Genomic DNA, 23,058 nt, shown 5'->3' with positions numbered 1-23,058 from the left:
TCAGCCTCCAGCCAGGTCGAAGATCAGCTTGTTGACGTGGAACGCCTCGGCGTAGCGGGCGTGGCACTCGATCCCGCGGATGCGGGCCAGCCCCAGGAACGCCTCGCGGTCGAACCAGGAGCGGTGACGCTGGGAGGGGTAGTGGCGGTGCAGCAGGCCCACCTTCGCCTCGGCCACCTCGGGCGTGAGCGGCTGGTAGGCCGAGGGCCGCCCGAGGTCGCCGTCCCACTTGGCGATCTCGTAGCCGAGCACCTGGTGGTCGCGGAAGGCCGTGGGCACCAGCCTGGCCAGGCCCCGGTGGTCCTGGTGGGCGTCGGCGGGGTTCGGCGCGAGCAGCAGGTCGGGGTCGGTGCGCTCCCGCAGCTCCTCCACCGCCTCCTTCGCCTCCTCCCAGCGCGCGGGCAGCCGCCCGTCGGGCAGTTTGAGCACGGTGAGCCGCAGGTCGGCGCCGGGACAGAACGCGGCCAGCGCGGCGCGTTCCTCGTCCTCCCGCTCGGTCCCGCCGCCGGAGAGCACCAGCGCGTCCACCTGGACGCCGGGGCGCGCGGAGCAGAGGGTGAGCAGGCTGCCGCCCGCCCCGATGGCGAGGTCGTCGCAGTGCGCGGCGAGCAGCGCGATCCGGCCCGTTCCGGCCGGCCGGAAGCGGATCACGTGACCGTCACCGCCGCGTGCCCTCCTCCGAGCACCGCCGCGGACCCGTACCCGAGCGCCGCTTCGCGCTCCGGGACCGTCACAGGCCCGGGTACGGGCACCGGCGCCCGCTCGCGCTCCCACAGCGCCCAGGGGCGGTCGCCGCGCGAGTAGGCCTCGTCGAGGGCCACCCGCTCCTTGACCGTGTCGGTCGGCCGCCAGTAACCGCGGTGCGGGTAGGCGAGCAGCCTGCCGCGCTTGGCCAGCTCGGCGCAGCCGTCCGCGACCAGGTCGCCACCCTCCGGGATGTGGTCGAAGATCTCCTGGCGGAGCACGAAGTATCCGCCGTTGACCCAGAGCGGCATCTCGCTGACCGGCGTGATCCCCCCGACCGTGCCGCGCTCCCCCAGCTCGATGCAGTGGAAGGTGTCGGCGGGCGGGACCACCATCATCGACGCGCCCGCGCCCGACCGGGTGAAGCGGTCGACGATCTCCGGCAGCGGCGCGTCGGTGAGCACGTCGGCGTAGTTGGCCAGGAACATCTCCTCACCGTCCAGGTGGTCGCGGACCCGGCGCAGCCGCTCGCCGATCGGCGACGCGATCCCGGTCTGCACGAACGAGATCGACCAGTCGGAGATGTCGGTGGACAGCAGCTCGACCCTGCCCCCGCGCAGCACGAAGTCGTTGGACGTCGTCTCCTGGTAGTTCAGGAAGAAGTCCTTGATGTGGTGCGCGCCGTACCCCAGGCAGAGGACGAACTCGGTGTGCCCGAAGTGCGCGTAGTAGCGCATCACATGCCAGATGAGCGGCCGGGGCCCCACGAGCTGCATGGGCTTGGGCACGTCACCGGGGGTGCCGGTGCGCATCCTGGTGCCGTATCCGCCGCAGAAGAGGACGACCTTCACGGGTTCACCTCGACGATCTCCAGGTTGGGGATGGGGAAGACCAACCGGCCTCCCCAGGCGTGCACGAAGGACAGCTGGCCGACGAGTTCCTCGCGGAGGTTCCACGGCAGGACCAGCACGTAGTCGGGCCGCTCCTCGGCGAGCCGCTCGGGCGGCAGGATCGGCACGCGCGTGCCGGGGGTGAACCTGCCGTGCTTGTACGGGTTGCGGTCGACGGTGAAGGGGAGCAGGTCGGGCCGGATGCCGCAGTGGTTGAGCAGGGTGTTGCCCTTGCCCGGCGCCCCGTAGCCCGCGACGGTCCTGCCCTCGCGGGCGGCGTCGAGCAGGAAGCCCAGCAGGTCGCGTCGCACCCGCGCCACCCGCTCGCCGAACTCGGCGTACCCGGACAGCTCGTGCAGGCCGGCGGCCTTCTCCGCGGCGAGCAGCGCGGCCACCCGCTCGCCCGGCTCGCCGACGGCCTCTTCCGGCCTGGCCCACAGGCGGATCGAGCCCCCGTGCGTGGGCAGCGACTCGACGTCCACGAGGGCGAGCCCGCCGGTGGCCAGGGCGCGCTGGGCGGAGGCGACCGTGTAGTACTGGAAGTGCTCGTGGTAGATCGTGTCGTACTGGTTATGCTCCATCAGGGTGAGCAGGTGCTGGACCTCGATGGAGACCCAGCCGTCGTCGGCCACGAGGGCGCGCAGCCCCCGGGTGAACCCGACGACGTCCGGGATGTGGGCGTAGACGTTGTTGGCCACCACCAGGTCGGCGGGCCCGTGCTCCGCGCGCACCGAGGCGCCGGTCTCCGGGCCGAGGAACGCCGTGAAGGTCGTCACCCCGGCCTCCCTGGCCGCCCGGCCGACGTTCTCCGACGGCTCGATCCCCAGGCACCGGATGCCCCGCTCGACGACGTGCCGCAGCAGGTACCCGTCGTTGCTGGCCACCTCGACCACGAACGACCCGGCCCCCAGCCCCAGCCGGTCGGCCGCCCCGCGCACGAACTCCCGCGCGTGCTCCACCCACGAGGTGGAGTACGAGGAGAAGTAGGCGTACTCGGTGAAGGTCTCCTCCGGCGTGATCATCGGCGGGATCTGCGCCAGCCAGCAGCCGGTGCAGACCCGCAGGTGCAGCGGGTAGGTGACCTCGGGCTCCTCCAGCTGCCGCTCGGTGAGGAACCGCTCGCAGGGCGGTGTCGCCCCGAGGTCGACGACGCTGGCGAGGCTCGTCGAGCCGCACAGCCTGCAGGTTGTCATGAATGCGCTCCCTCGCCGCGTGACGCGGTCCGACGGTTCTCCGACTGGGTCGTGCTCGTGCCGCTAGCCCGCCGCGAGCACACGGGACTCCCTCAGCGCCTCTCGCCAGTGCCGCATCGGCGGCAGCCCGGTCGCGCGCCCGCCGTCGTCCCCGAGCACGCTGTACGCGGGCCGGGGCGCGGGGCGCGGGAAGTCCTTGGAGGAGACCTCGGTCACCCGGGCGGGATCGGCGCCGAGCAGCGTGAAGACCTCCCTGGCCAGGCCGTACCAGCTCGTGTGGCCCGAGTTGGTGGCGTGGTGGACGCCGGGCGGCGCCCCGCTCCCGGCCAGGGCGACGATCCTGGCGGCCAGGTCCCCGGCCCAGGTGGGCTGGCCGAACTGGTCGCCGACGACGTCGGGGGCGGCCCCCTCCCTCTCCAGGCGGGCCATCGTGCGGACGAAGTTGTGGCCGGTCGCGGCGTACAGCCAGGCGGTGCGCACCACGTAGCCGCCGCGCGGCAGCACCTCCAGAACGGCGCGCTCGCCCGCCAGCTTGGTCCTGCCGTACGCGTTGACCGGGCAGGGCCGCGCGTCCTCGGGGTAGGGGTCCAGCGCGGTGCCGTCGAAGACGTAGTCGCTGGAGGGCTGGATCATCCGCGCGCCGGCGAGCCCGCACGCCTCGGCGAGCGCGCGCACCCCGGTGCCGTTGACGGCGAGCGCCTCGTCCTCTCGCGTCTCCGCCTCGTCGACGGCGTTCCACGCGGCGCAGTTCACCACGACGTCGGGGCCGTGGGACGTGACCAGGCGGCGCACGGCGGAAGTGTCGCGAAGGTCCAGCTCCTGCCTGCCGAACGCGAGGACGGGCCGCCCCTCGGCGCGCAGGCGGGCCGTCAGTTCGGTTCCGAGCATGCCGGAGGCACCGATGATCATCCAGCGGGTCATCCGGCCTTCCCTCCCCGCCCGCCCGCCGCACCGGCCGAGCCCACCGCACCCACCGCATCGACGGAACCCGTCGAACCCACCGCGTTCACCGCACCCGCCGAACCCGCCGAACCCGCCGAGCCGGGCGGGCCCACGCCGCCCGGCGGCGAGCCGTCACCCGCCTCCTCCACGGCGGCCTCCCACCAGCCCGGGTTGTCCTCGTACCAGCGGACCGTCTCCGTCAGGCCCCGCTCGAACGGCACGGACGGCCGGTAGCCGAGCGCGCGGAGCCGGGAGTCGTCCAGGGAGTAACGGCGGTCGTGCCCCTTGCGGTCGGGGACGCGCTCGACCATGTCCCAACCGGCGCCGCAGGCCTCGAGGAGCCGGGCGGTGAGCTCGAGGTTGCTCAGCTCCGCCGTGCCGCCGATGTGGTAGACCTCCCCGCACTCGCCGCGCTCGGCGACGAGGCGGATGCCCGCGCAGTGGTCGTCGACGTGGACCCAGTCGCGGACGTTGCCGCCGTCGCCGTAGAGCGGGACCCTGCGACCTCGCAGGAGGTGGGTGACGAAGCGCGGGATCAGCTTCTCCGGATGCTGGCGGGGACCGTAGTTGTTGCCGCAGCGCGTGATGGAGACCGGCAGGCCGTGGGTGACCGCGTACGCCTGGGCGACCATGTCGCCGCTCGCCTTGGCCGCGGAGTAGGGCGAGCGCGGGCTGAGCGGCGCGCTCTCGTCCCAGGAACCCCTGTCGATCGACCCGTACACCTCGTCGGTCGAGACCTGCACCACCCGCGGGGTGCCCGCGTCCAGGCAGGCCTGCATCAGCGCCTGCGTGCCGAGGACGTTGGTCCGTACGAAGTCGGCGGCACCGTCGATCGACCGGTCGACGTGGGACTCGGCGGCGAAGTTGACGACGAGGTCGTGCCCGGGGACCAGGCCGGCCAGCAGCTCGCCGTCGCAGACGTCGCCGTGCACGAAGGCGTGGGGCGTCCCCTCCAGGTTCGCCGGGTTTCCCGCGTAGGTGAGCTTGTCGAGGACCGTCACGGCGGCCCCGCTCGCGGCGACCACGCGGGCGAAGTGGGAACCGATGAAACCAGAACCACCGGTGACCAGGACTTTCATCGAATACCTCCAGCGTGGAGACTCCGGGGTTCGGTCTCGGGAGAAACATCGGGAGAGAACGTGGGGAAAACCTTGAGGAAGGCGTTGGGGGAGGTCTCGGGGGAGGTCTCGGGGGAGGCGTGTCCGCGCGGACGGGGACCCTCCGGCTCCAGCCGTGGGATGGGTGTCAAGAACTGATCTGGACCTTGCTGTGATCGCCCAGCACGAGACGGTGGGCTCTGGGGGTGGTGGGGGCGGGGGTGACCTCGACGTCGTGGCCGATGAGGGACGCCTCGATCCGCGAGACTCCGGCGATCGAGGACCTGGGCAGGACGATCGAGTACTCGATCTCGCTGCCGCTGATCGCGCAGCCTTCGGCGATCGAGGTGAAGGGGCCGATGTAGCTGTCGCGGATCCGGGCTCCGGGACCGATGATCGCGGGCCCGACGACGCGGGACCGCTCGATCACCGCGCCCTTCTCGACGACCACCCGGCCGATCAGCTGGCTGGCGTCGTCGACCAGGCCGTCCACCCGGGGCTCCAGGGACTCCAGCACCAGCCGGTTGACCTCCAGCATGTCGGTGACGTTGCCGGTGTCCTTCCAGTAGCCGGAGATGACGGAGGACTCGACCCTCCGCCCGTCGGCGATCAGCCGGTGGACGGCGTCGGTGATCTCCAGCTCTCCTCGCCACGAGGGCTTGAGCTCGGCCACCGCCTCGTGGATCGCGGCGGTGAACAGGTAGACGCCGACCAGGGCGAGGTCGCTCTTGGGGACGGGCGGCTTCTCCTCCAGCCCGATCACCCGGCCGGTGACGTCGAGTTCGGCGACCCCGAACTGCCGGGGGTCCCTGACCCTGGTGAGCATGATGTGGGCGGCGGGCCGCTCGCGGGTGAAGCGTTCGACGACGTCGTCGATGCCGCCGACGATGAAGTTGTCGCCGAGATACATGACGAAGTCGTCGTCGCCGAGGTAGTCGCGGGCGACGAGCACCGCGTGGGCCAGGCCCAGCGGCGCCCGCTGGCGGATGTAGGTGACCTCCAGGCCGAACGCGCGGCCGTCGCCGACGGCCGCCTCGATCTCGGCGTGCGTGTCGCCCACGACGATCCCGATCTCGCGGACGCCCGCGGCGGCGATGTCCTCCAGCCCGTAGAAGAGGATGGGCTTGTTGGCGACGGGCACGAGCTGCTTCGCGGAGGTGTGGGTGATCGGCCGCAGCCGGGTGCCCGACCCCCCGGCGAGCACGAGTGCTTTCACTAGTAGGCCCCTTCTCCGCCGGTCACGGCGCTCCAGGTCTTCCAGAGGATCTGCAGGTCCAGGAAGAGCGACCAGTTCTCGACGTATCGGAGGTCCAGGCGGACCGACTCCTCCCAGGTCAGGTCCGAGCGCCCGCTGACCTGCCACAGGCCGGTCATGCCGGGTTTCACGACCAGGCGGCGGCGCACGTCCGCGCCGTACTGCCTGACCTCGTCGGGGAGCGGCGGTCGCGGGCCGACGAGGGACATCTCGCCGCGCAGCACGTTGAGCAGCTGGGGCAGCTCGTCGATGGAGTATCGGCGCAGGAAGGCGCCCACGCGGGTGATTCTTGGATCGTTCCTAATCTTGAAGAGGACGCCGTCGAACTCGTTCTCCCGCTCCAGGTCGATCTTGAGTTGCTCCGCGTCGACCACCATCGTGCGAAATTTCACGACGTGGAACTCCACGCCCCCCTTGCCCACCCTGACCTGGCGGAAGAGAGCGGGTCCCGGGCTCGTCGCGCGGATCAGCGCGACGATCACCAGCATCGGCGCCCCCAGTGCCAGCAGGGCCAAGCCCGCCCCCGTCCGGTCGAACAGGCTCTTCGCCAGCCGCCGGGCGCCGCGGAAGTCGGGGTGCTCGACGTGCAGGAGCGGCATGCCGGCCACCGGGCTGATGCTGATGCGCGGGCCGGCCACGTCCATGAGGGCGGGCGCCACGAACAGGTCGGTGCGGGCGTCCTCCAGGCCCCAGGCGAGCCTGCGCAGCGCCGCGCCGTCCAGTTCCGGGCAGGCCAGAACGGCGACGGCGTCGGCGTCGACCTCGGCCACCACCGCGGGGACGTCGGAGAAGTTGCCGAGGACCGGAACCCCGTCGACCTCCACCAGGTCGGGGCCCGCGGGCAGGCACGCGGCGACGACGGTCATGCCGTGGTGCGGCTGCCTGCGCAGCTGCATCACCAGGTCGAGCACCGACTCCCGATGGCCGACGGCGACCATGTGGCGCATGTAGTCGCCGCGCGAGCGCCTGCGGTGCAGCCGCTTGCGCATCCGGTAACGGAAGAAGAGGGTGAGGGTGAAAGCGAGCGGGAACATCGCCATGACAAAGCTGCGGGCGATCGGAGTTTGCGTGATGTACGCACCGATCGCGACCGCCGCCGTCAGGCCGGCCGCGCCATTGAAAACGGCCCTGAATTCGTCCGTTCCCTCACCGTGCGTGCGCTTGCGATAGGCACCCCCCGACGCCAGGGCCAGCGGCCAGATCAGGGCGAGGCTCAGCCCGAGCAGGGCCTCCGCCGGAGGGATGAAGGCGCCCAACCACAGCCGGACCCCCAGAACGGTCTCGCAGGCGACCACGGAACACGCGACGTCTCCGGCAAGCAGAATACGGACATAAGAGCGCGTCCAAATGCTTGGAGAAGTGCGTGCAGGACCTTTGAGAAGCCCGAGGACGAGCTCCTCGGTTTCCACTCTCATACCACCCCGTCCCACCCAAGATGCCTGAACGCGACCGGCTAAGGGCCGCGCGTCTCATTCAATGGTTGACAGCATTCCCTTATGCATCAGGAGCGTGGATACCCATGGAAATCCTAGTGATCACCAATGAGTAGGGGAATACCGGGTACTGTCCACTATTGGCCGAACTACGGCAGAGATGGCATCTTGACGGAACGGTTCAAACGTGTAAGTTTGGCCGCTGTATTTGGAAATAATTGGAAATTAGTCGTATTCAAAATCCGGCAGGGCCGAAGGCGGTTCCGGGCTCCGCCACACGACGACGTAATCGTCGCGCGCGGACTCCACCGCCGCACCGAGCCGGTCGAGGTCGAAATCCGGGAGATACCGGAGGCGGGCGAGGAAGGTCGCGTCGGTCGCCGAGTTGGGCACCACGCACCCCTGGCCCTGTCGGTCGAGAAGGATGTACAGGATGTCCGAGTCCGTGTCGCCCACTACCCGCACCTCGACGACGTCCTCCCACGCGAGGGCGTCAACGCTGCCGTCCGCGTAGTGACGGGTCACGCCTTCTTCGGTGACATATACGTAGGAGTCCGGCACTGAGTTGCCGTGCATGGCCGCGATTGTGACGACTTCAGGGCTCCGCGTGCAATAGAGCCATGCAAGTCGGTGCCTAATGATCACCCCAGCTGTGATCGAGGTGCGCGGCGACCGCCTCCCTGGCGGCCTCCTCGGGACCCCGGCCGATCGCGTCGAGCAGGTCCCGGTGCTCGGCGACGAGCACGTGCCGGTCGGAGTAGACCGCGCGCAGCCTGACCAGGCCGAGCCTGGTCTCGGCGGCCAGCATGCCGTAGAGCCGCTCCAGGCGGGGGCTGCCCACCGCGACGACCAGCGCCTGGTGCAGGGCCATGTGCTCGGCCACCGTCTCCGACCAGGGGGCGTCGGCGGGCAGCGCGGCCATCCGCGCCAGCGCCGCGTCGGCCTCTTCGACCCGCCGCCCCGCCAGCGAGGTGGCCGTCAGCTCCTCCAGCGGGCGCCGGACGAACATCAGGTCGTCCAGGTCGTCCACGGTCACCTCGGCCACCTGGGCGCTGCGATGCCGCTCGCGCCTGAGCAGCCCCTCGTGCACGAGCACGGCGAGCGCCTCGCGGACGGTCGGGCGGGCCACCCCGTACAGGGCCGAGAGCTCCTGCTCCGGCAGCGTGGTGCCCGGCGGGATCTCGCCGGACAGCACCCGCCGGCGCAGGGCGTCGGCGAGCGCGCCGACGGCGGAGACGGGATGGAGCGGCAGGGTCACGCCGACGACCCTATTGCCCCCCGGTCCCGGCTTCCCCGACGGACGCGCTCGGGCAGGGAGACCGCGACCAGGCTGACGCCGAGCAGGACGAGCCCGGCGACCGAGGCGGGCGTGAGCCGCTCGCCGAGCACGACGACGCCGAGCAGGGCCGCCACCGCGGGCTCGGCCAGCGCGAGGGTGGCGGCGGTCGCGACCGGGGTCGTGCGCAGCCCCCTGCCGTACAGGAAGTAGGCCAGCGCGGTGGTGGCGCAGCCCAGGTAGAGGGCGGTGAGCAGGCCGCGCGGCTCGGCCAGCCAGCCGGTGCCCGTCCACAGCAGGACGGGCACCATGACGACGGCGGCCCCGCCGAACATCAGCCCCATCACCGCGTCGGATGGCGCTCCCGCGCCGATCGCCCGCGCGGCGGTGACCGCGTAGAACGCGTACAGCAGGCCGCCGAGCAGCGCGAGCAGGACACCGTCGGCCCGCACCTCGCCTCCCCCTCCGGTGAGCACGGCACAGCCGGCGATCGCCACCGCGGTCGCCCCCGCCCAGCGGCGGCCGGGCCACGCCCGGTCGAGCAGCCAGGACAGCAGCCCGGTGAAGACGGGACCGCTGCCGATGGCGACCACGGTGCCGACGGCCACCCCGGTCCTGCCGACCGCGGCGAAGTAGCACAGCTGGTACGCGGCCACGGCCATCGCCGCCGCCGCGAGCGGGCCCGGGCGCGTCCCGGGGCCGCGCCCGCGCCCGCCCTCCCGCCCTCCGGGAAAGCCGGCGAGAGAGCCCTCAGGGGAGCCTGCGGGCAGGAGCAGGAGCCGCGTCGAGGGAGCGGTGACGACCGCGAGGACCAGGCCGCCGATCACCAGGCGGGCGGAGGCGAGGGAGACGGGATCGACCCCGTTGACGAGCAGGCCCGCGGTTCCCGCGGTCCCCCAGAGCACGGCGGCTCCGATCACGGCGATTTTCATGGACCGATTGTATGACAACTAGACAATGCTAGAAGGCGTGTCCGGCCGGGAGAGGGTGACGAAGACATGCCGGACATCCCGTTTTCGCGGGTTTGCACGCGGGTAGTTCGGCGAGGTGAGATGTCCGAGAGGCAGCGCGAACCAGCAGTTCAGGGGGCACGGCCGATGGTGATCCAGGGTGTCGCCCGCGAGAACGACCGCACGGGCGCCCGCGGCGTGCCCGCCGCCGGCGACCGGAGGCGAGGATGACCACGGTCTCCAGGGGAACGTTCCGCGAGGGGGCGGCCGGCGAGGTCGAGTCCATGATCGGATCCGCCACGCCGCACCCGCTGGACGGCGTGAAGATCACCACTTCCGCCGAGGCGATGGACGCGATCGCCGAGGCCCTCGACCTGCCCGACCGTTTCGGGCACAACCTCGACGCGCTCTACGACGTGCTGACCGACCTGTCGTGGTTGCCGCCGGGCGAGCATCTGCTGATCTGGTCGGAGCCGTCGACGCTCCGGACCGGGGACCGGCCGGCCTACGACGCGATCCGGACCGTTCTCGCCGAGGCGGTCGCCGACGGCGCGGCAGGAGGGTCCTTCCTGTCCGTCCTGATCCTGACCGACTGAGCCGTCGCCACGCAGTGGGCGCAGAAGACGCCGTTCCTGCCCTCGGGACAGCTGCAGTGCCAGTGGAGGGTCCCGTCGACGAGCCGGAACTCGACACACGCGGCGCCGTCGTCGACCTCGGCGGTCACCCGTGGCGGGCCGAACCGGACCAGCTGCACCGCTCCCGCCCTCGCCAGCTCGCCACCACGGGCCAGCGCCGCCTGGTCGGCGCGCTCGGCCTCGGTTCCGATCAGGTCCGCGATCTTCTGCATCGTCGACCCCCCTTCTATCTAAGAGACGCACGCGAGGAGCCGACGGTTCCGAACCGACACATCGCGATAAATAGTCTCGATGTGACTCACGTGCACGTCTGGTCCCACGTGACCCACATTGCTATGTTTGGCCATTGTTAACCACGCATCTCAAGGTGTGCGAGGTATTATGGCCAGCCGAAAATACTCAATCAGGGTAAAGATTTTTACCTTACTCCTGGTACCCATTATATCCCTTGTAGTGATTTGGGTATTTGCGGCCAACATCACGGTCCAAGATGGGAAGGAGCTGCTCAAAATCCGGGGCGGCTACGAGCAGGTGGTCGTGCCCGCCAGGAAGGTGACCACCGCGCTCCAGCACGAGCGGATGCTGTCGCTGTCCGTCCTGGGAGACGTCGGCGTCTCGCGGAGGGAGCTGGACGCCCAGCGCCTGCGGACGAACGGCGCCCGGGCCGAGCTGGAACGACTGGCCACCGCGGCCCGCCCCGACATCGCCCCCGCCACCTGGGGGCGCCTGAGCCGGCTCCTCGCCTCGCTGGACCGGCTCACCGAGATCCGCAGCGGGGTCGACACCCGTACCGAGACCCGGCTGCGGACCCTCGACGCCTACAGCGGGATCATCGCGGCCGCCTTCGACGCCTACGAGAAGATCCGGATATCCGCCGACGTCGAGCTGAGCGATCAGACGCGAGCCGTCGTCATGGTCGGGCGGAGCCGCGAGATGCTCAGCCAGCAGGCCGCGCTGATCTCCGGAGCCGTCGTCGAGGGGGCGATGAGCCCCGCGGAGCGCGCGAGGTTCGGCCAGCTGGTCACCGGCCGCAGGCTCCTCTACTCCCTGGGCTTCGACCAGCTCGACGCCGAGTTCCAGGCCCTCTACACCCCCCTGCGCGACTCCTCCGGCTACTCCTCGTTCGAGAGGATCGAGGACGCCGTCTCCTCCTCGGCCGTACCCGAGCCCTCCTGGGCCGGGGTCGCCACGCGGCTCTCCGACGACTTCGACAAGCGCGCCGGGGACGTCAGCAGGCGCATCAGCGAGCGGTCCGTGTCCCTCGCCGGCGACATCATGGTCCGGATCGGCCTGGCCGCGGGGCTCGGCCTGATCGCGATCGGGCTGTCCGTCTTCGTCTCGGTACGGTTCGGCCGCAGGCTCGCCGGCGAGCTCGTCGGCCTCCAGCAGGCGGCCCTCGACCTCGCCGGCAGGCGGCTGCCGGACGTGGTCCGGCGGCTCCGCCGGGGCGAGGACGTCTGCTCCGAGGCCCCCGAGATCAAGGTCGGCAGCACCGTCGAGGTCACCGGGGTCGCCGAGGCGCTCTCCTCCGTGCAGCGGACCGCGGTCGAGGCGGCCGTCGGCCAGGCCCAGATGCGCAAGGGCGTCAACAAGGTCTTCGTGAACCTGGCCAGGCGCAGCCAGTCCCTGCTGTACCGGCAGCTGTCCATGCTGGAGGCCATGCAGCGGCGGGCCGGCGACCCGGCGACCCTTGAGGACCTCTTCGGCCTGGACCACCTGACCACCCGGATGCGCCGGCACTCCGAGGGCCTGATCATCCTGTCCGGCGCCGCTCCCGGCCGCGGGTGGCGGAACCCGGTCACGATCTACGACGTGGTCCGCGCCGCGGTCGAGGAGGTCGAGGACTACCCGCGCGTGACGATCGGCGTCCCGCACGGCCCGTCCGTGATCGGCGCGGTCGCCACCGATGTGATCCACCTGGTCGCCGAACTGGTCGAGAACGCCGCCATGTTCTCTCCCCCGCACACCTCCGTACGCGTCCACGGCGACCTGGTCGCCAAGGGCTACGCCATCGAGGTCGAGGACAGGGGGCTCGGCATCTCCGCCGAGGAGACGGCACGGCTCAACGCGCTGCTGGCCGACCCGCCGGAGTTCGACCTGGCCGACAGCGAACGGCTCGGCCTGTTCGTCGTCGCGCAGCTCGCCGTCCGGCACGGCATCCGCGTCTCCCTGCGACCCTCCCCCTTCGGCGGCACCACGGCGATCGTGATGCTCCCGAGCGAACTGGTGGTCGAACCGGTCGATCCCCGGTTCACCTACTCGGTCGAGGTCGAACGGCTGCCCCAGGACGGCGGCCTGCCCAAACGGGTGCGCCAGACCGTACCCGCCGAGCGGACCGCCGCCGGAGTCCCGGGCGCGGGTACCCGGGAGACCCGCGAGGGCGGGACGGGCGAGGGCGCCGTCCCGAGCGGCGTGTCCGGGACGCTCCGCGACGGACGGCGGCGCGCCGGGCAGGAGGATGGACCTTGACAGCGGAGCGTTCACTCGACCGGTCCGACCAGCTCGACCGGTCCGACCAGCTCGACCGGTCCGACCAGCTCGACCAGCTCGATCAGCTCGACCAGTTCGATCAGGAGGCCGGTCCGATCGTCCGCCCCTACACGGTGACCCGCGGCCGGACCAGGCCCGCGGGAGACCATTTCGACCTGATGGCCGTGGTGGCGGCGGCCAGGACCCCCCACCGGGAGCTGCAGCCCGAGCACCTGTCGATCCTGGACGCCTGCCGCGCGCCGATCCCGGTCGTCGAGCTGGCCGCGCGGACCGGCCTGGCCGTCGGGGTGCTCCGGGTGCTCCTCGGCGACCTGCGCGACAGCGGCCTGATCACCGTACGGCCCCCCGCGCCCCCGTCGGCGGTTCCCCGCGAGAGCCTGCTCCGCGACCTGCTCGCCGGTCTTCGAACCCTCTGATCCCGCACCGCTCACCGGTGCGCCGTCGTCTTGCCGGCAGTCGAAAGACCGTTGCCGGCAGCCGGAAGACCGCCGACGCGCCCCGGGTGCCGCCGGATCACCGCCCTGCTCGCTCGGCCTCGAGGTCCGGACTCAGTCGGTGGCCAGGCGGGCGTGCCGCTCCACGTCGTAGCGGACGCCCTCGTGGCTCAGCTTGGCCCGCTCGATTCCCTCGAACAGGAATCCGGCCCTGGTGGCCACCGCGCAGGAGGCCTCGTTGCCGACCCGATGCCCCAGCTCCAGGCGGAACAGCCCTCGTTCCCCGAACGCCCACTCGGCCATCACCCTGACGGCGGCCACGGCCACGCCCCGTCCCCTGGCGCGCGGGAGCGTCCAGTAGGAGACCCAGCCGGTGCCGTGCGCGTCGATGTTGCTCACCGCGACGTTGCCCACGACCTCGCCGTTGGACACCACGGCGAACGCCCGCGCGTCGTCGCGGAACCCCCAGACCCCCATCCACTCCAGCGCCGCCTGGGCGGTGTCGATGGGCCGGGCCGCCTGCTCCGCCATGTCCGGGGAGCTGAACGCGTCGAGCACGACCGACATGTCGTCGGGCCGCCATCCGCGCAACTCCACTTCCGTCATCCGTGCAGGGTAACGCCCGGTGACCGGCCCGTGAAGTGCGCCGACACCGGACCGCTCACCTTCCCCGGCCGGAGAACGGACCGGACAGCGCCGCCCACTGCAGCAGCATGATGGTCTTCGCGTCGGCGATCTCACCCGAGGCGATCATGTCCAGGGCCTTCGCGAAGGGCAGTTCCACCACCTCGATGTCCTCGCCGTCGTCGGCCAGCCCTCCGCCGTCGGAGGTCCGCCGGTCCGCGCTGTACGGGGCGGCGAAGAAGTGGACGCGCTCGGTCACCGAGCCGGGGCTCATGTAGACGTCGAAGACGTGCTCGACCTCCCCGATGTCGTAACCGGTCTCCTCCGCGGCCTCCCTGCGGATCGCGGTCTCCGGGTCGTCGTCGTCGAGCAGACCCGCCGCCGTCTCCAGCAGGAGCCCGTCGGGGTGGCCGTTCACGTAGACCGGGTAGCGGAACTGCCTGGTCAGCAGCACGGTCGCCCGCTCGGTGTCGTAGAGGAGCACCGTCGCGCCGTTGCCGCGGTCGTAGGTCTCCCGCTGCTCGGTGCTCCAGCCGCCGTCCCTGCGCCGGTAGTCGAACGTCGTTTTGCGCAGCACGTACCAGCTGGACGAGAGCAGCCGCACCTCCCGCACCCGGACCCGGGGGTTGCCGGTCAGATCCAGCCCTTCCCTGTCCAGTCCCGTACGACCCCGCCCATCCGGGACATCCACCCCGGGCACCTCACCCGACACCGGCTCCCCGCCCTTCTCTCGACACCACGCCGCGCGCCGATACGGCCCGCGCGGCCGGGCCACCGCCCCGGGAGGCGGCGGTCACCCGAGGGACAAGTCTGCACCAGTGGGTGGGAAGGCCCGCGAACCGTCGCGCGTACGGGAGGTGCGGCGGCGGGTGGAAAGGGGGGCCTCGCCTCACCCCGGGCCGGCGGGAGGCTTCATGTCCAAGGTGGGCTTCGTGTCCGGGGCGGGCCTCGCGTCCGGGGCGGGCCTCGCGTCCGGAGCGGACGGAGACGCCGCCGGAGGCTTCGCGTCCGGAGCGGAGGAGGACACGGCCCGCAGCGACGCGGGGACATCGGGGTCGAGGGAGAACGCGCCCGCGAGGCCGGTGATCGTCAGGATCCGTTCCAGGACCCCGTGGACACCGGCCAGCCGCAGGCAACCCCCCGCCGCGTTCGCGCGCCGCTGGAGTTCCAGCATGGTCCACAGGCCGGTGGAATCGCAGAATCTCAGGCAGGCGACGTCGAGGACGAGGTGGCACGCCCCGTCGTCCAGCTGCGCGACCATGACGTCACGCAGCCGAGGGCTGGACAGCCTGTCCAACTCACCGGCGAGCGCGATCACAGAGGCGCCTTCGTGCCTGCGGACCGAGAGATCAAGCCGCGTCGTCATCCTCCACAATCCTTACGCCGGTTGCACCGAGGCTATTTTAAAGATCTTGGTGAGAAGACGCTCTCCGGCCAACCGCAACACGCCCGTAAGCGAATCGCGCCCTGGACATGGGAACCGCCCTTGATCCGGCTCGCGGCTCCCCGCTGGGAAGGCTCCCACGTCGGGAAATCGTCCACATCGGATCGGAGGTCACAGATAGATCTAGAACCTGCGGGGCACTCAGCAGCTATGAGCGACGATTCGGAGAGCCGCGACTTCACCGTGAAGGGGTTCGGCGACGAACTTTCGGGCCGGCCCAAGACAATGGGAGAGATAGCCGTGAACCTGGCGGTCAGCGAATCACTCGCCAACCACGGCCACCACGCGCTGGTCAACGCCCACGAGGCGGCGGCGAGCAGCCACCAGCTCATGGCCGAGGCGGGTGTGGGCGATGTGGACGAGCATCTGGATCTGGCGCGGTGGCACCGCTGGTGCGCCATCGTCGAGGATCAGCTGGCCGACGAGGCGGATCAACGAACCCCCGCCAGACGGAACAAGCACGACTGACCCGGCGAGCACCCGAGAAACGGGTACGGGGCGTACCCCCGTACCGGTGGGAGGCGCGGTCACGGTGAGGGTGACCGCGCCTCCCGCCGGTGTGGGAACAGTCGCGGGGAGCCGTTCGCGGGAACGTACGGGAGGCTCGCGGGAACGTACGCGAGACTCGCGGGAGGACACGGCGGGGCGAAGCGCCGCGCGGGCCATCGGCGCCGGGGCCGCGGGGATCGGCCGCCCCGGCTACGCGGTGTTCCGGTTCACGTCCCGCAGCCACCCGCCGTGGGAGGAGCAGACACCCTGGAGCCCGCCCGACATGCTCACCTTCTTGTCGACGCACATGACCAGGTAGCCCCTCCCGTTGGGGAAGTTCTCGATGCAGGTGAAAACCTGGCAGGCGCCGTTCGCGGGCGGGTACACCTTTTCCCCCGCGGGACAGAACGTGAACCCGTAGGGGTTGGGAGGCGCGTCGCAGAGCGGGCCGGTCGGCATCACGGAGGGTGGCGGTGAGAGGGGCGGCGGGGGAAGCGACGGAGGAAGTGACGGGGGAAGCGATGGGGGAAGCCGCGTAACTGTCGGCGCGGGCGTGGCGGTGACCGTCGCGGTGGCGGTCGCGGTGACGGTCGCCGTCGCGGTGGCCGTCACGGTCGCCGTCGTGGTCGCGGTCACGGTGGTGGTCACGGTCTCGGTCACCGTGATCGTGGTGGTCACGGCCGGGGTGGTGGGCCGTACGGTGACGGTCACCCGGGGGGCGGGAGTCGTCCGCGCCGGCGGCGTCGTCACGGAAACAGAGGATTTGCCGCTTTTCCTATAGGTGTCGGTTCCGAGATACGTTTCGTGCCAGGCCGTCCGCCCGGCACTCACCGACAGGCCGGTCGTCACCGTCCGGCACTTCTTCTTCGCGCAGACACGTTGTTTCACGGAGAACCGCCTGGCGGTTCCGTATCCGTTCGTCACCTGCACCCTGAGGTAGGACTTGCCTCCGGCCCTCGTCACGGAGGTCTTGACCACCTGCTTGGCCGGCGTCGCGGGAGCGGCGTTCACCCCGCCGTCCACCAGCGCGGAAGCGCCGCTCACCCCCTTGCCCGCCTCCAGGAAGCTTCTGATCGCCTCCCTGCCCGCACTGGCGGTGGGACCCGTGGCGGAGCTCACGGCCGAGGCGGAGAAGGTGTCCCGGACGTCGATGGCCCCCAGCCAGCCGATGACGGCGATCAGGGTGCCAACGGCCGCCACGGACAATATAAAAACTCTCATACCACCACAAATGTCCTGTATGCCAGAATTGCTGCAGATAAATAATTTATCAGCACTTATATCACTTCCCTCCGTTGATTTCAGCCGAACCGGGACCGTCCCGGCAGCGCGCGGACCCGGTGCCTTTCGTCGCGGGAAGGCATCGGCCGGAAACGCGCGAACGGCGCCCGGCGTACGGTCACCTTCGCGGGTGTGACCTGCCGGGCGCCGCGACGGGCCCTGTGTCCGGGCCCTGTGTCCGGCCCTGCGTCCGGGCCCTGCGTCAAGGAAGCAACAACCCCCAGTAGAGGGCCCACGGGATGAACATCGCCCCGCCGGCGAGCAGGAGGCCGAGCCGTACCCCCTCCTCCCGCGGCACCGAGGCCCGGGCGCGACGCCAGGCCAGCCCGGTGAGGACCGCCGCGGCCACGGCGGCCACCGCGAGGGCCTGCAGCACCAGCCAGAGCACCGGGCGTCCCGCCAGCACGGGCCCGGGAGCGGCCAGCTTGCCGCCGGTCATCACCAGGTAGAACAGGTAGAAGAACGATCCGAGCACCGCCGCGAGTCCCGCGGCGCTGAGCAGCCGCGCGGCCCCGGTCACCGGAGGCCGCGACCGGCCGCGAAGGCGCCGCACCAGCGCGATCACCGGGTAGGCGGTGAAGGCGACCAGGATCAGCAGCAGGACCGCCAGCTGGACCGGCGCCGACTCCCACGGGGCGGGAGGATCCACCGGCACGGTCCGCGAGGCCTGCACGGGAGCGGGCCCGGACGTTCCCGCCGCCGGCGGCCTGCCCGCCGTGACGTCGCCGACCCAGGAGCCGACGAGGTCCGCGTAGCCCGGGGCGAGTTCGGGCGACCGGGTGACGCCGCCGTCGGGACTCCGGTGGGCGGCATGCTCCGCACCGGGGAAGAAGCGGAACGTGTAGTGCTTGTTGCCCCCCTTCTCCAGTGCCCTGGCGAAGATCGGCGGGCTCTCCTCGGGCGGGGTCAGCAGGTCGTGGGTGCCCCAGATGGCGAGCACCGGCTGGCGCATCGCGGCGATCGTCGGCTCGGGTTCGTAGTACGGCTCGGGGAACATGCCGCCGTCGGCGATCGTCCGGTACAGGTTGAACTCGGCCCGGTCGATCAGCGATCCCGACACCCCCGCCTTGCGCAGCCCGGCCGCCACGGCCCAGGTCTGCTGCCGCAGCGGCGGCAGCCCGTTGGCGCCCACGAGCACGACGAAGGCGATGTCGCTCGACCGCGCCGCCGCGATGGGGACCACCCAGCCGCCCTCGCTGAGCCCCCACATGCCGACCTTCGCCGGGTCGACGCCCGGCTGGGAGCGGAGCACGGCCAGGGCGGCGAGCGCGTCGTCGGCGAGCAGCGAGTAGGACCGTTCGAAGAGCGAGTAGCCCACCGACCGCTTGTCGTAGATCAGCACGGACATCCCCTGACGGGCGAACGCGACGGCCTCGCCCATCAGCTTCTCGCGGGGCGTGCCGGTGCCCGCGCCGTGCACCAGGACCATGCCGGCCCGCGCGGATCCCGCGCCGGCGGGCGAGACGACCGTGCCGTGCATGGCGAGGCCCCCGCCACCGCGGAAACCCACCTCCGTCGCCGCGAGGTCGGGCGGGACGCCGGGGGGCGCGGCGCTCGTCGGGGCCGTGGCGGTGAGAGCCGCGGCCGGAGTCGCAGGGGCCGGAGCGGCAGGGGCCGGGGTGACAGGGGCCTGGGTGACAGCGGGAGCCGCGGGCGTGGCGGCGGCCGCCGGAACCGCGAGCAGGCAGAGGGCGGTGGCGGCGACCACCGCCCGGAGTCCCAGGGAGACCGGGGGGATTCTTCTCATATGCCGAACGTACTCTGCAGAGAGTTCTCGGCAAAGCTTTGTCTGCAGATATCGTTCTGCAGGACTAGGCTGCTCCTCATGAAGGATGACGAGCCGTTCCTGCTCGACGACCCCGGGAAGCTCAAGGCCCTCGCCCACCCCATGCGGCGGCTCATGCTGCGCCATCTCAACGTGCACGGCCCCGCGACCTCCACCACGCTCGGCGAGCTGCTCGGCGCGAAGACCGGCACGACGAGCTACCACCTGCGCCAGCTGGAGAAGTACGGCTTCATCGAGGAGGTCCCGGAGCGCTCGACCGGCAGGGAGCGCTGGTGGCGCAAGGCCAGGGGCCCGCGCGACCTGCGGCTTCCCACGCCCGAGCAGCTCGCCCCCGAAGACCGTCCGGCGCTCGCCGAGTTCCACCGGGTCGGCATGGAAGAGGACCGCGAGCTGATCGAGCGGTTCCCCGAGGCCTACTTGCGCGACCCCGAGTGGGCCACCGGATCGCGCGGCCTGGGCCGGATGACCAAGGCCGAGTTCAAGGAGTTCTTCGAGGCCTACGTCGCGCTGCTGATGAAGTACAGCCCCCTGCCCGAGGACGCGTCCCCCGGGGCGCGCCCCATGCACATCCGGCTCTTCGCCATGCCCGCCGACGAGGGCTGACGGCGTCCGCCCGGGCCCTGCCGCAAAGGGGCCCGGAGCGGTCCCCGGCCCGCGCGCGGGCCCGTGGCCAGCGGGATTGCGGATCCCTCCCAAAACGGCCATCCATGACTTTCGACCCATTGACGCCATGTTTCCGACAAGTTAAATTAAGTGTAGAAATAAGGCGTTGATTTACCGTTCCCCGTAAGTCGCCCTTCACCTGCAGTTAGACCTTCCACCCCCCGGATCCGCAGTGGAGACATGCATGAGAGGTCTGTTCCGTCCTGCCGCCTTATGGACTGCCACGGCAGTCGCGGCAGCTCTGCTCGCAGTACCGTCGACCCCCGCCTTCGCCGACACGTTGCTGTCGCAGGGCAAGACCGCGACGGCCTCGTCGTCCGAGAACGCCGGAACCCCCGCGAGTGCCGCGGTCGACGGCAACGCCGGCACCCGCTGGTCCAGTGCCGCCACCGACGCCCAATGGCTCCAGGTGGACCTCGGCGCCTCGACCAGCGTCAACAAGGTCGTGCTGAACTGGGAGGCCGCGTACGCCAGCGGATACAAGGTCCAGCTCTCGACGAACGGCACCACGTGGACGGACCTGAAGACCGTCACCGGCGGTGACGGCGGGATCGACACCTGGGACGTCACCGGCACCGGCCGGTACGTCCGGATGCAGGGGGTCACCCGGGCCACCGGCTACGGCTACTCCCTCTGGGAGTTCCAGGTCTTCGGCCCCGACGGCGGCTCCAACCCCGGCGAGGCGTGCGGTACCACCAACGCCGCGCTGAACAAGACCTCCAGCGCCTCGTCGATCCAAGGCGCCGGCCTTCCGGCGAGCGCCGCCTTCGACGGCGACAACGGGACCCGCTGGGCCAGCCTGGCCGCCGACCCGCAGTGGGTCCAGGTGGACCTCGGCTCGGCGCAGACCCTCTGCAAGATCGACCTGAGGTGGGAGGCCGCGTACGCGAGCGCCTTCAAGCTCCAGGGATCGACCAACGGCACGACCTGGACCGACCTGAAGACCGTCACCGGCTCCACCGGCGGTGTCCAGTCGCATGACGTGACCGGCTCCGCCAGGTACGTCCGGATGCTGGGCAGCGCGCGGGGCACCGGTTACGGCTACTCACTGTGGGAGTTCGCGGTGTACACCACGTCGGACGACCCCGGTCCCGAGATCCCCGGCGGCGGGCCGCTGGGCCCGAACGTCCACGTCTTCGACCCGTCGATGTCCAGCGCCACCATCCAGAGCCAGCTCGACGCGGTCTTCACCCAGCAGGAGTCGGCCCAGTTCGGCACCGGGCGCCACGCCTTCCTGTTCAAGCCGGGCACCTACAACGTGAACGCCAAGGTCGGCTTCTACACCTCGATCATCGGTCTGGGCCAGAACCCCGACGACGTCACCCTCAACGGCGTGACCGTCGACGCGGGCTGGTTCAACGGCAACGCGACCCAGAACTTCTGGCGCTCGACGGAGAACCTGTCGGTCCAGCCGCCCGGCGGCACCAACCAGTGGGCCGTCTCCCAGGCCGCGCCGTTCCGCCGCATGCACATCAAGGGCGCGCTGAACCTGGCCCCCACCGGCTACGGCTGGGCCAGCGGCGGCTACATCGCCGACAGCAAGATCGACGGCGCCGTCGGCCCGTACTCGCAGCAGCAGTGGTACACCCGTGACAGCTCCGTCGGCGGCTGGGTCAACGGTGTGTGGAACATGGTCTTCTCCGGGGTGCAGGGCGCTCCCGCGACCAACTTCCTCGACCAGTCCTACACCACGCTGGAGAACACCCCGATCAGCCGCGAGAAGCCGTACCTCTACGTGGACGGCGGCGGCGCCTACCGGGTGTTCGTCCCGGCCCTGCGGACCAACGCGCGCGGCGTGAGCTGGGCGAACGGTTCCACCCCCGGCACCTCGCTCCCGCTCGGCCAGTTCTTCGTCGCCAAGCCCGGCGACTCGGCCGCGACCATCAACGCCGCGCTCGGCCAGGGTCTGCACCTGCTGCTCACCCCCGGCATCTACCACCTGAGCCAGCCGATCAACGTGACCCGCGCGAACACCGTGGTCCTCGGCCTCGGTCTCGCGACGATCATCCCCGGCGGCGGCTCCACCGCGGTCAAGGTGGCCGACGTGGACGGCGTGAAGCTCGCCGGCTTCCTGGTCGACGCCGGCACGCAGAAGTCCGACGTGCTCATCGAGGTCGGCCCGGCCGGGTCGAGCGCGGACCACGCCGCCAACCCGACCACCCTGCAGGACGTCTTCGTCCGCATCGGCGGCGCCTTCGCCGGCAACGCCACCACCAGCGTCGTCGTCAACAGCGACGACGTGATCATCGACCACACCTGGCTGTGGCGCGGTGACCACGGCGAGGGCATCGGCTGGAACGTCAACACCGCCGAGACCGGCCTCATCGTCAACGGCGACGACGTCCTGGCCACCGGCCTGTTCGTCGAGCACTACCGCAAGTACGACGTCGAGTGGTACGGCGAGCGCGGCCGGACGATCTTCTTCCAGAACGAGAAGGCGTACGACCCGCCGAACCAGGCGGCCTACATGAACGGCACCAGCAAGGGATGGGCGGCCTACAAGGTCGGCCCCGCGGTCAACACCCACGAGGGCTGGGGTCTCGGCAGCTACGTCTACTTCAACGTCGACCCGACGATCGAGGTGGAGAACGGCTTCGAGGCGCCGGTGAAGCCGGGCGTGAAGTTCCACAGCCTGCTCACCGTCTCCCTCGGCGGCAACGGCCGGATCAACCACGTGATCAACGGTGTGGGCGGTCCCGCCTTCGGCACCGCGACGATCCCGTCCAAGCTCGTCTCCTACCCCTGAGGTCCTGAGCCCGCCTGATCAGCGGTGGTTACAGCGCTCTCCTCGCTGATCAGGCGTTCCACCCCACGCCGTGGGTCTCCGCCGCCGCGGAGGCCCACGGCGTCACCGTCTTCAGGGGGCGGCGGCGCGGTAGCGCAGGCCGTCCATCAGCAGGTCGAGCAGGCGGCGGGCCTGGTCGCGCTGCTCGGGCTCCCCCGCAGCGAGGGACACGCCCCCCATGCTCACGAGCACGTCGACCGGATCGACGTCCGGCCGCACGGTCCCGGCGGCGGCCCCCGCCCGGAGCAGCGTCGTGATCGCCTCGACCAGCCGGTCGCGACTCTGCGCGTACGGATTCCCGCCGGACGCGATGACCACGCGCAACGCGTCGGCCATGCCGCGCTTGGTCGTCATGTAGTCGACGAAGCGATCCATCCAGGTGCGCGTCGCCTCGTCCGGCGGCATCGCCTCCAGCAGGTCCGGCACGACGTCGCACAGCCTGTTCAGCTCGCTGCGGTACGCCTCCTCGATGAGCGCCTCGCGGGTGGGGAAATGGCGGTAGAGCGTGCCGATGCCGACGCCCGCGGCCTTCGCGATCGCGTCGAGCGTCACGTCCGGCCCGTCGTGGGAGAACGCGCGCACGGCGACCTCCAGCAGTCGTTCGCGGTTGCGCCGCGCGTCGGCGCGCAACGGTCGGGGGCCGGTGGCCGACACGGTTTCTCCTCGTCAGTCCCTGCGGACGGGGTAGCCGGCGCGCTGTACGCCGG

The 23,058-nt window shown here is 71.1% G+C and carries 23 protein-coding genes; 6 read left to right on the top strand and 17 right to left on the bottom strand.

Going from position 1 to position 23,058, the window contains the following annotated elements; all coding sequences use genetic code 11:
- The 10 genes from AB0F88_RS28330 to AB0F88_RS28285 form a co-directional block, all read right to left on the bottom strand.
- Complete coding sequence (locus tag AB0F88_RS28330) at window positions 1-651, bottom strand: PIG-L deacetylase family protein (protein ID WP_362690404.1); 651 nt, start codon at window positions 649-651, stop codon at window positions 1-3.
- The gene (locus tag AB0F88_RS28325) at window positions 648-1,535 is read right to left on the bottom strand and encodes a sugar phosphate nucleotidyltransferase (RefSeq protein WP_362690401.1); all 888 of its coding nucleotides are present in this window, start codon (window positions 1,533-1,535) and stop codon (window positions 648-650) included. Before AB0F88_RS28325 ends, AB0F88_RS28330 begins: the two co-directional genes overlap by 4 nt.
- A complete protein-coding gene (locus AB0F88_RS28320; protein WP_362690398.1) occupies window positions 1,532-2,767 on the bottom strand; it encodes a class I SAM-dependent methyltransferase in 1,236 nt (411 codons plus the stop codon). Before AB0F88_RS28320 ends, AB0F88_RS28325 begins: the two co-directional genes overlap by 4 nt.
- 63 nt (window positions 2,768-2,830) lie before the next feature.
- A complete protein-coding gene (gene rfbD / locus AB0F88_RS28315) occupies window positions 2,831-3,688 on the bottom strand; it encodes a dTDP-4-dehydrorhamnose reductase (RefSeq protein WP_362690395.1) in 858 nt (285 codons plus the stop codon).
- On the bottom strand, window positions 3,685-4,788 hold the full coding sequence (gene rfbB / locus AB0F88_RS28310) for a dTDP-glucose 4,6-dehydratase (protein WP_362690392.1): 1,104 nt from the start codon (window positions 4,786-4,788) through the stop codon (window positions 3,685-3,687). Before rfbB ends, rfbD begins: the two co-directional genes overlap by 4 nt.
- A gap of 166 nt (window positions 4,789-4,954) precedes the next feature.
- On the bottom strand, window positions 4,955-6,022 hold the full coding sequence (locus AB0F88_RS28305; RefSeq protein ID WP_362690389.1) for a glucose-1-phosphate thymidylyltransferase: 1,068 nt from the start codon (window positions 6,020-6,022) through the stop codon (window positions 4,955-4,957).
- Complete coding sequence (locus tag AB0F88_RS28300) at window positions 6,022-7,476, bottom strand: sugar transferase (protein WP_362690386.1); 1,455 nt, start codon at window positions 7,474-7,476, stop codon at window positions 6,022-6,024. Before AB0F88_RS28300 ends, AB0F88_RS28305 begins: the two co-directional genes overlap by 1 nt.
- A gap of 243 nt (window positions 7,477-7,719) precedes the next feature.
- On the bottom strand, window positions 7,720-8,070 hold the full coding sequence (locus AB0F88_RS28295; protein ID WP_362690383.1) for a hypothetical protein: 351 nt from the start codon (window positions 8,068-8,070) through the stop codon (window positions 7,720-7,722).
- 58 nt (window positions 8,071-8,128) lie between these two features.
- Window positions 8,129-8,752, bottom strand: coding sequence for a GntR family transcriptional regulator (locus tag AB0F88_RS28290; RefSeq protein WP_362690380.1), 624 nt, complete (start codon window positions 8,750-8,752; stop codon window positions 8,129-8,131).
- A complete protein-coding gene (locus AB0F88_RS28285) occupies window positions 8,749-9,702 on the bottom strand; it encodes an EamA family transporter (RefSeq protein WP_362690377.1) in 954 nt (317 codons plus the stop codon). Before AB0F88_RS28285 ends, AB0F88_RS28290 begins: the two co-directional genes overlap by 4 nt.
- A gap of 245 nt (window positions 9,703-9,947) precedes the next feature.
- Between AB0F88_RS28285 and AB0F88_RS28280 the strand changes: the two genes are divergently transcribed.
- Window positions 9,948-10,316, top strand: a complete 369-nt coding sequence (locus AB0F88_RS28280) for a barstar family protein (RefSeq protein WP_362690374.1) — start codon at window positions 9,948-9,950, stop codon at window positions 10,314-10,316.
- Here the strand turns inward: AB0F88_RS28280 and AB0F88_RS28275 are convergent.
- Window positions 10,226-10,567: an SWIM zinc finger family protein gene (locus tag AB0F88_RS28275; protein WP_362690371.1), complete on the bottom strand. Its 342-nt coding sequence runs from the start codon at window positions 10,565-10,567 to the stop codon at window positions 10,226-10,228. The two genes, AB0F88_RS28280 and AB0F88_RS28275, sit on opposite strands and share 91 nt — an antisense overlap.
- A 241-nt stretch (window positions 10,568-10,808) precedes the next feature.
- Between AB0F88_RS28275 and AB0F88_RS28270 the strand changes: the two genes are divergently transcribed.
- A complete protein-coding gene (locus tag AB0F88_RS28270; RefSeq protein ID WP_362690368.1) occupies window positions 10,809-12,824 on the top strand; it encodes an ATP-binding protein in 2,016 nt (671 codons plus the stop codon).
- Window positions 12,821-13,261 (top strand): DUF742 domain-containing protein, encoded by a 441-nt coding sequence (locus AB0F88_RS28265; RefSeq protein WP_362690365.1) that lies wholly within the window; start codon window positions 12,821-12,823, stop codon window positions 13,259-13,261. The genes AB0F88_RS28270 and AB0F88_RS28265 overlap by 4 nt, the downstream gene beginning before the upstream one ends.
- Before the next feature lie 132 nt (window positions 13,262-13,393).
- On the opposite strand, the gene AB0F88_RS28260 is transcribed toward AB0F88_RS28265, so the two are convergent.
- The 3 genes from AB0F88_RS28260 to AB0F88_RS28250 form a co-directional block, all read right to left on the bottom strand.
- Entirely contained in the window at window positions 13,394-13,885 is a 492-nt protein-coding gene (locus AB0F88_RS28260) for a GNAT family protein (RefSeq protein ID WP_362690363.1), read from the bottom strand.
- A 55-nt stretch (window positions 13,886-13,940) separates the two neighbouring features.
- Entirely contained in the window at window positions 13,941-14,594 is a 654-nt protein-coding gene (locus AB0F88_RS28255; protein WP_362690360.1) for an NUDIX domain-containing protein, read from the bottom strand.
- A 198-nt stretch (window positions 14,595-14,792) separates the two neighbouring features.
- On the bottom strand, window positions 14,793-15,269 hold the full coding sequence (locus AB0F88_RS28250) for an anti-sigma factor antagonist (protein WP_362690357.1): 477 nt from the start codon (window positions 15,267-15,269) through the stop codon (window positions 14,793-14,795).
- 228 nt (window positions 15,270-15,497) lie between these two features.
- On the opposite strand from AB0F88_RS28250, the gene AB0F88_RS28245 reads away from it, so the two are divergent.
- On the top strand, window positions 15,498-15,815 hold the full coding sequence (locus AB0F88_RS28245) for a hypothetical protein (RefSeq protein ID WP_362690354.1): 318 nt from the start codon (window positions 15,498-15,500) through the stop codon (window positions 15,813-15,815).
- A gap of 231 nt (window positions 15,816-16,046) precedes the next feature.
- On the opposite strand, the gene AB0F88_RS28240 is transcribed toward AB0F88_RS28245, so the two are convergent.
- Window positions 16,047-17,036, bottom strand: coding sequence for a hypothetical protein (locus AB0F88_RS28240; protein ID WP_362690352.1), 990 nt, complete (start codon window positions 17,034-17,036; stop codon window positions 16,047-16,049).
- A 283-nt stretch (window positions 17,037-17,319) separates the two neighbouring features.
- Window positions 17,320-18,864, bottom strand: a complete 1,545-nt coding sequence (locus tag AB0F88_RS28235) for a prolyl oligopeptidase family serine peptidase (protein ID WP_362690349.1) — start codon at window positions 18,862-18,864, stop codon at window positions 17,320-17,322.
- Window positions 18,865-18,942: 78 nt separating this feature from the next.
- On the opposite strand from AB0F88_RS28235, the gene AB0F88_RS28230 reads away from it, so the two are divergent.
- Both AB0F88_RS28230 and AB0F88_RS28225 read left to right on the top strand, forming a co-directional pair.
- Window positions 18,943-19,506 carry a helix-turn-helix domain-containing protein gene (locus AB0F88_RS28230; protein WP_362690347.1) on the top strand — a complete coding sequence of 188 codons (564 nt, stop codon included), beginning with the start codon at window positions 18,943-18,945 and terminating at the stop codon, window positions 19,504-19,506.
- Window positions 19,507-19,750: 244 nt separating this feature from the next.
- The gene (locus tag AB0F88_RS28225) at window positions 19,751-22,312 is read left to right on the top strand and encodes a discoidin domain-containing protein (protein ID WP_362690344.1); all 2,562 of its coding nucleotides are present in this window, start codon (window positions 19,751-19,753) and stop codon (window positions 22,310-22,312) included.
- 111 nt (window positions 22,313-22,423) lie between these two features.
- Here AB0F88_RS28225 and AB0F88_RS28220 read toward each other — a convergent pair whose 3' ends face one another.
- Complete coding sequence (locus AB0F88_RS28220; protein WP_362690341.1) at window positions 22,424-23,005, bottom strand: TetR/AcrR family transcriptional regulator; 582 nt, start codon at window positions 23,003-23,005, stop codon at window positions 22,424-22,426.
- Between the last annotated feature and the right edge of the window lie 53 nt (window positions 23,006-23,058).

The organism is Streptosporangium sp. NPDC023963 (genome assembly GCF_040639135.1).
GTDB lineage: Bacteria > Actinomycetota > Actinomycetes > Streptosporangiales > Streptosporangiaceae > Streptosporangium.
This window is presented reverse-complemented; position numbering and strand designations above follow the sequence as displayed.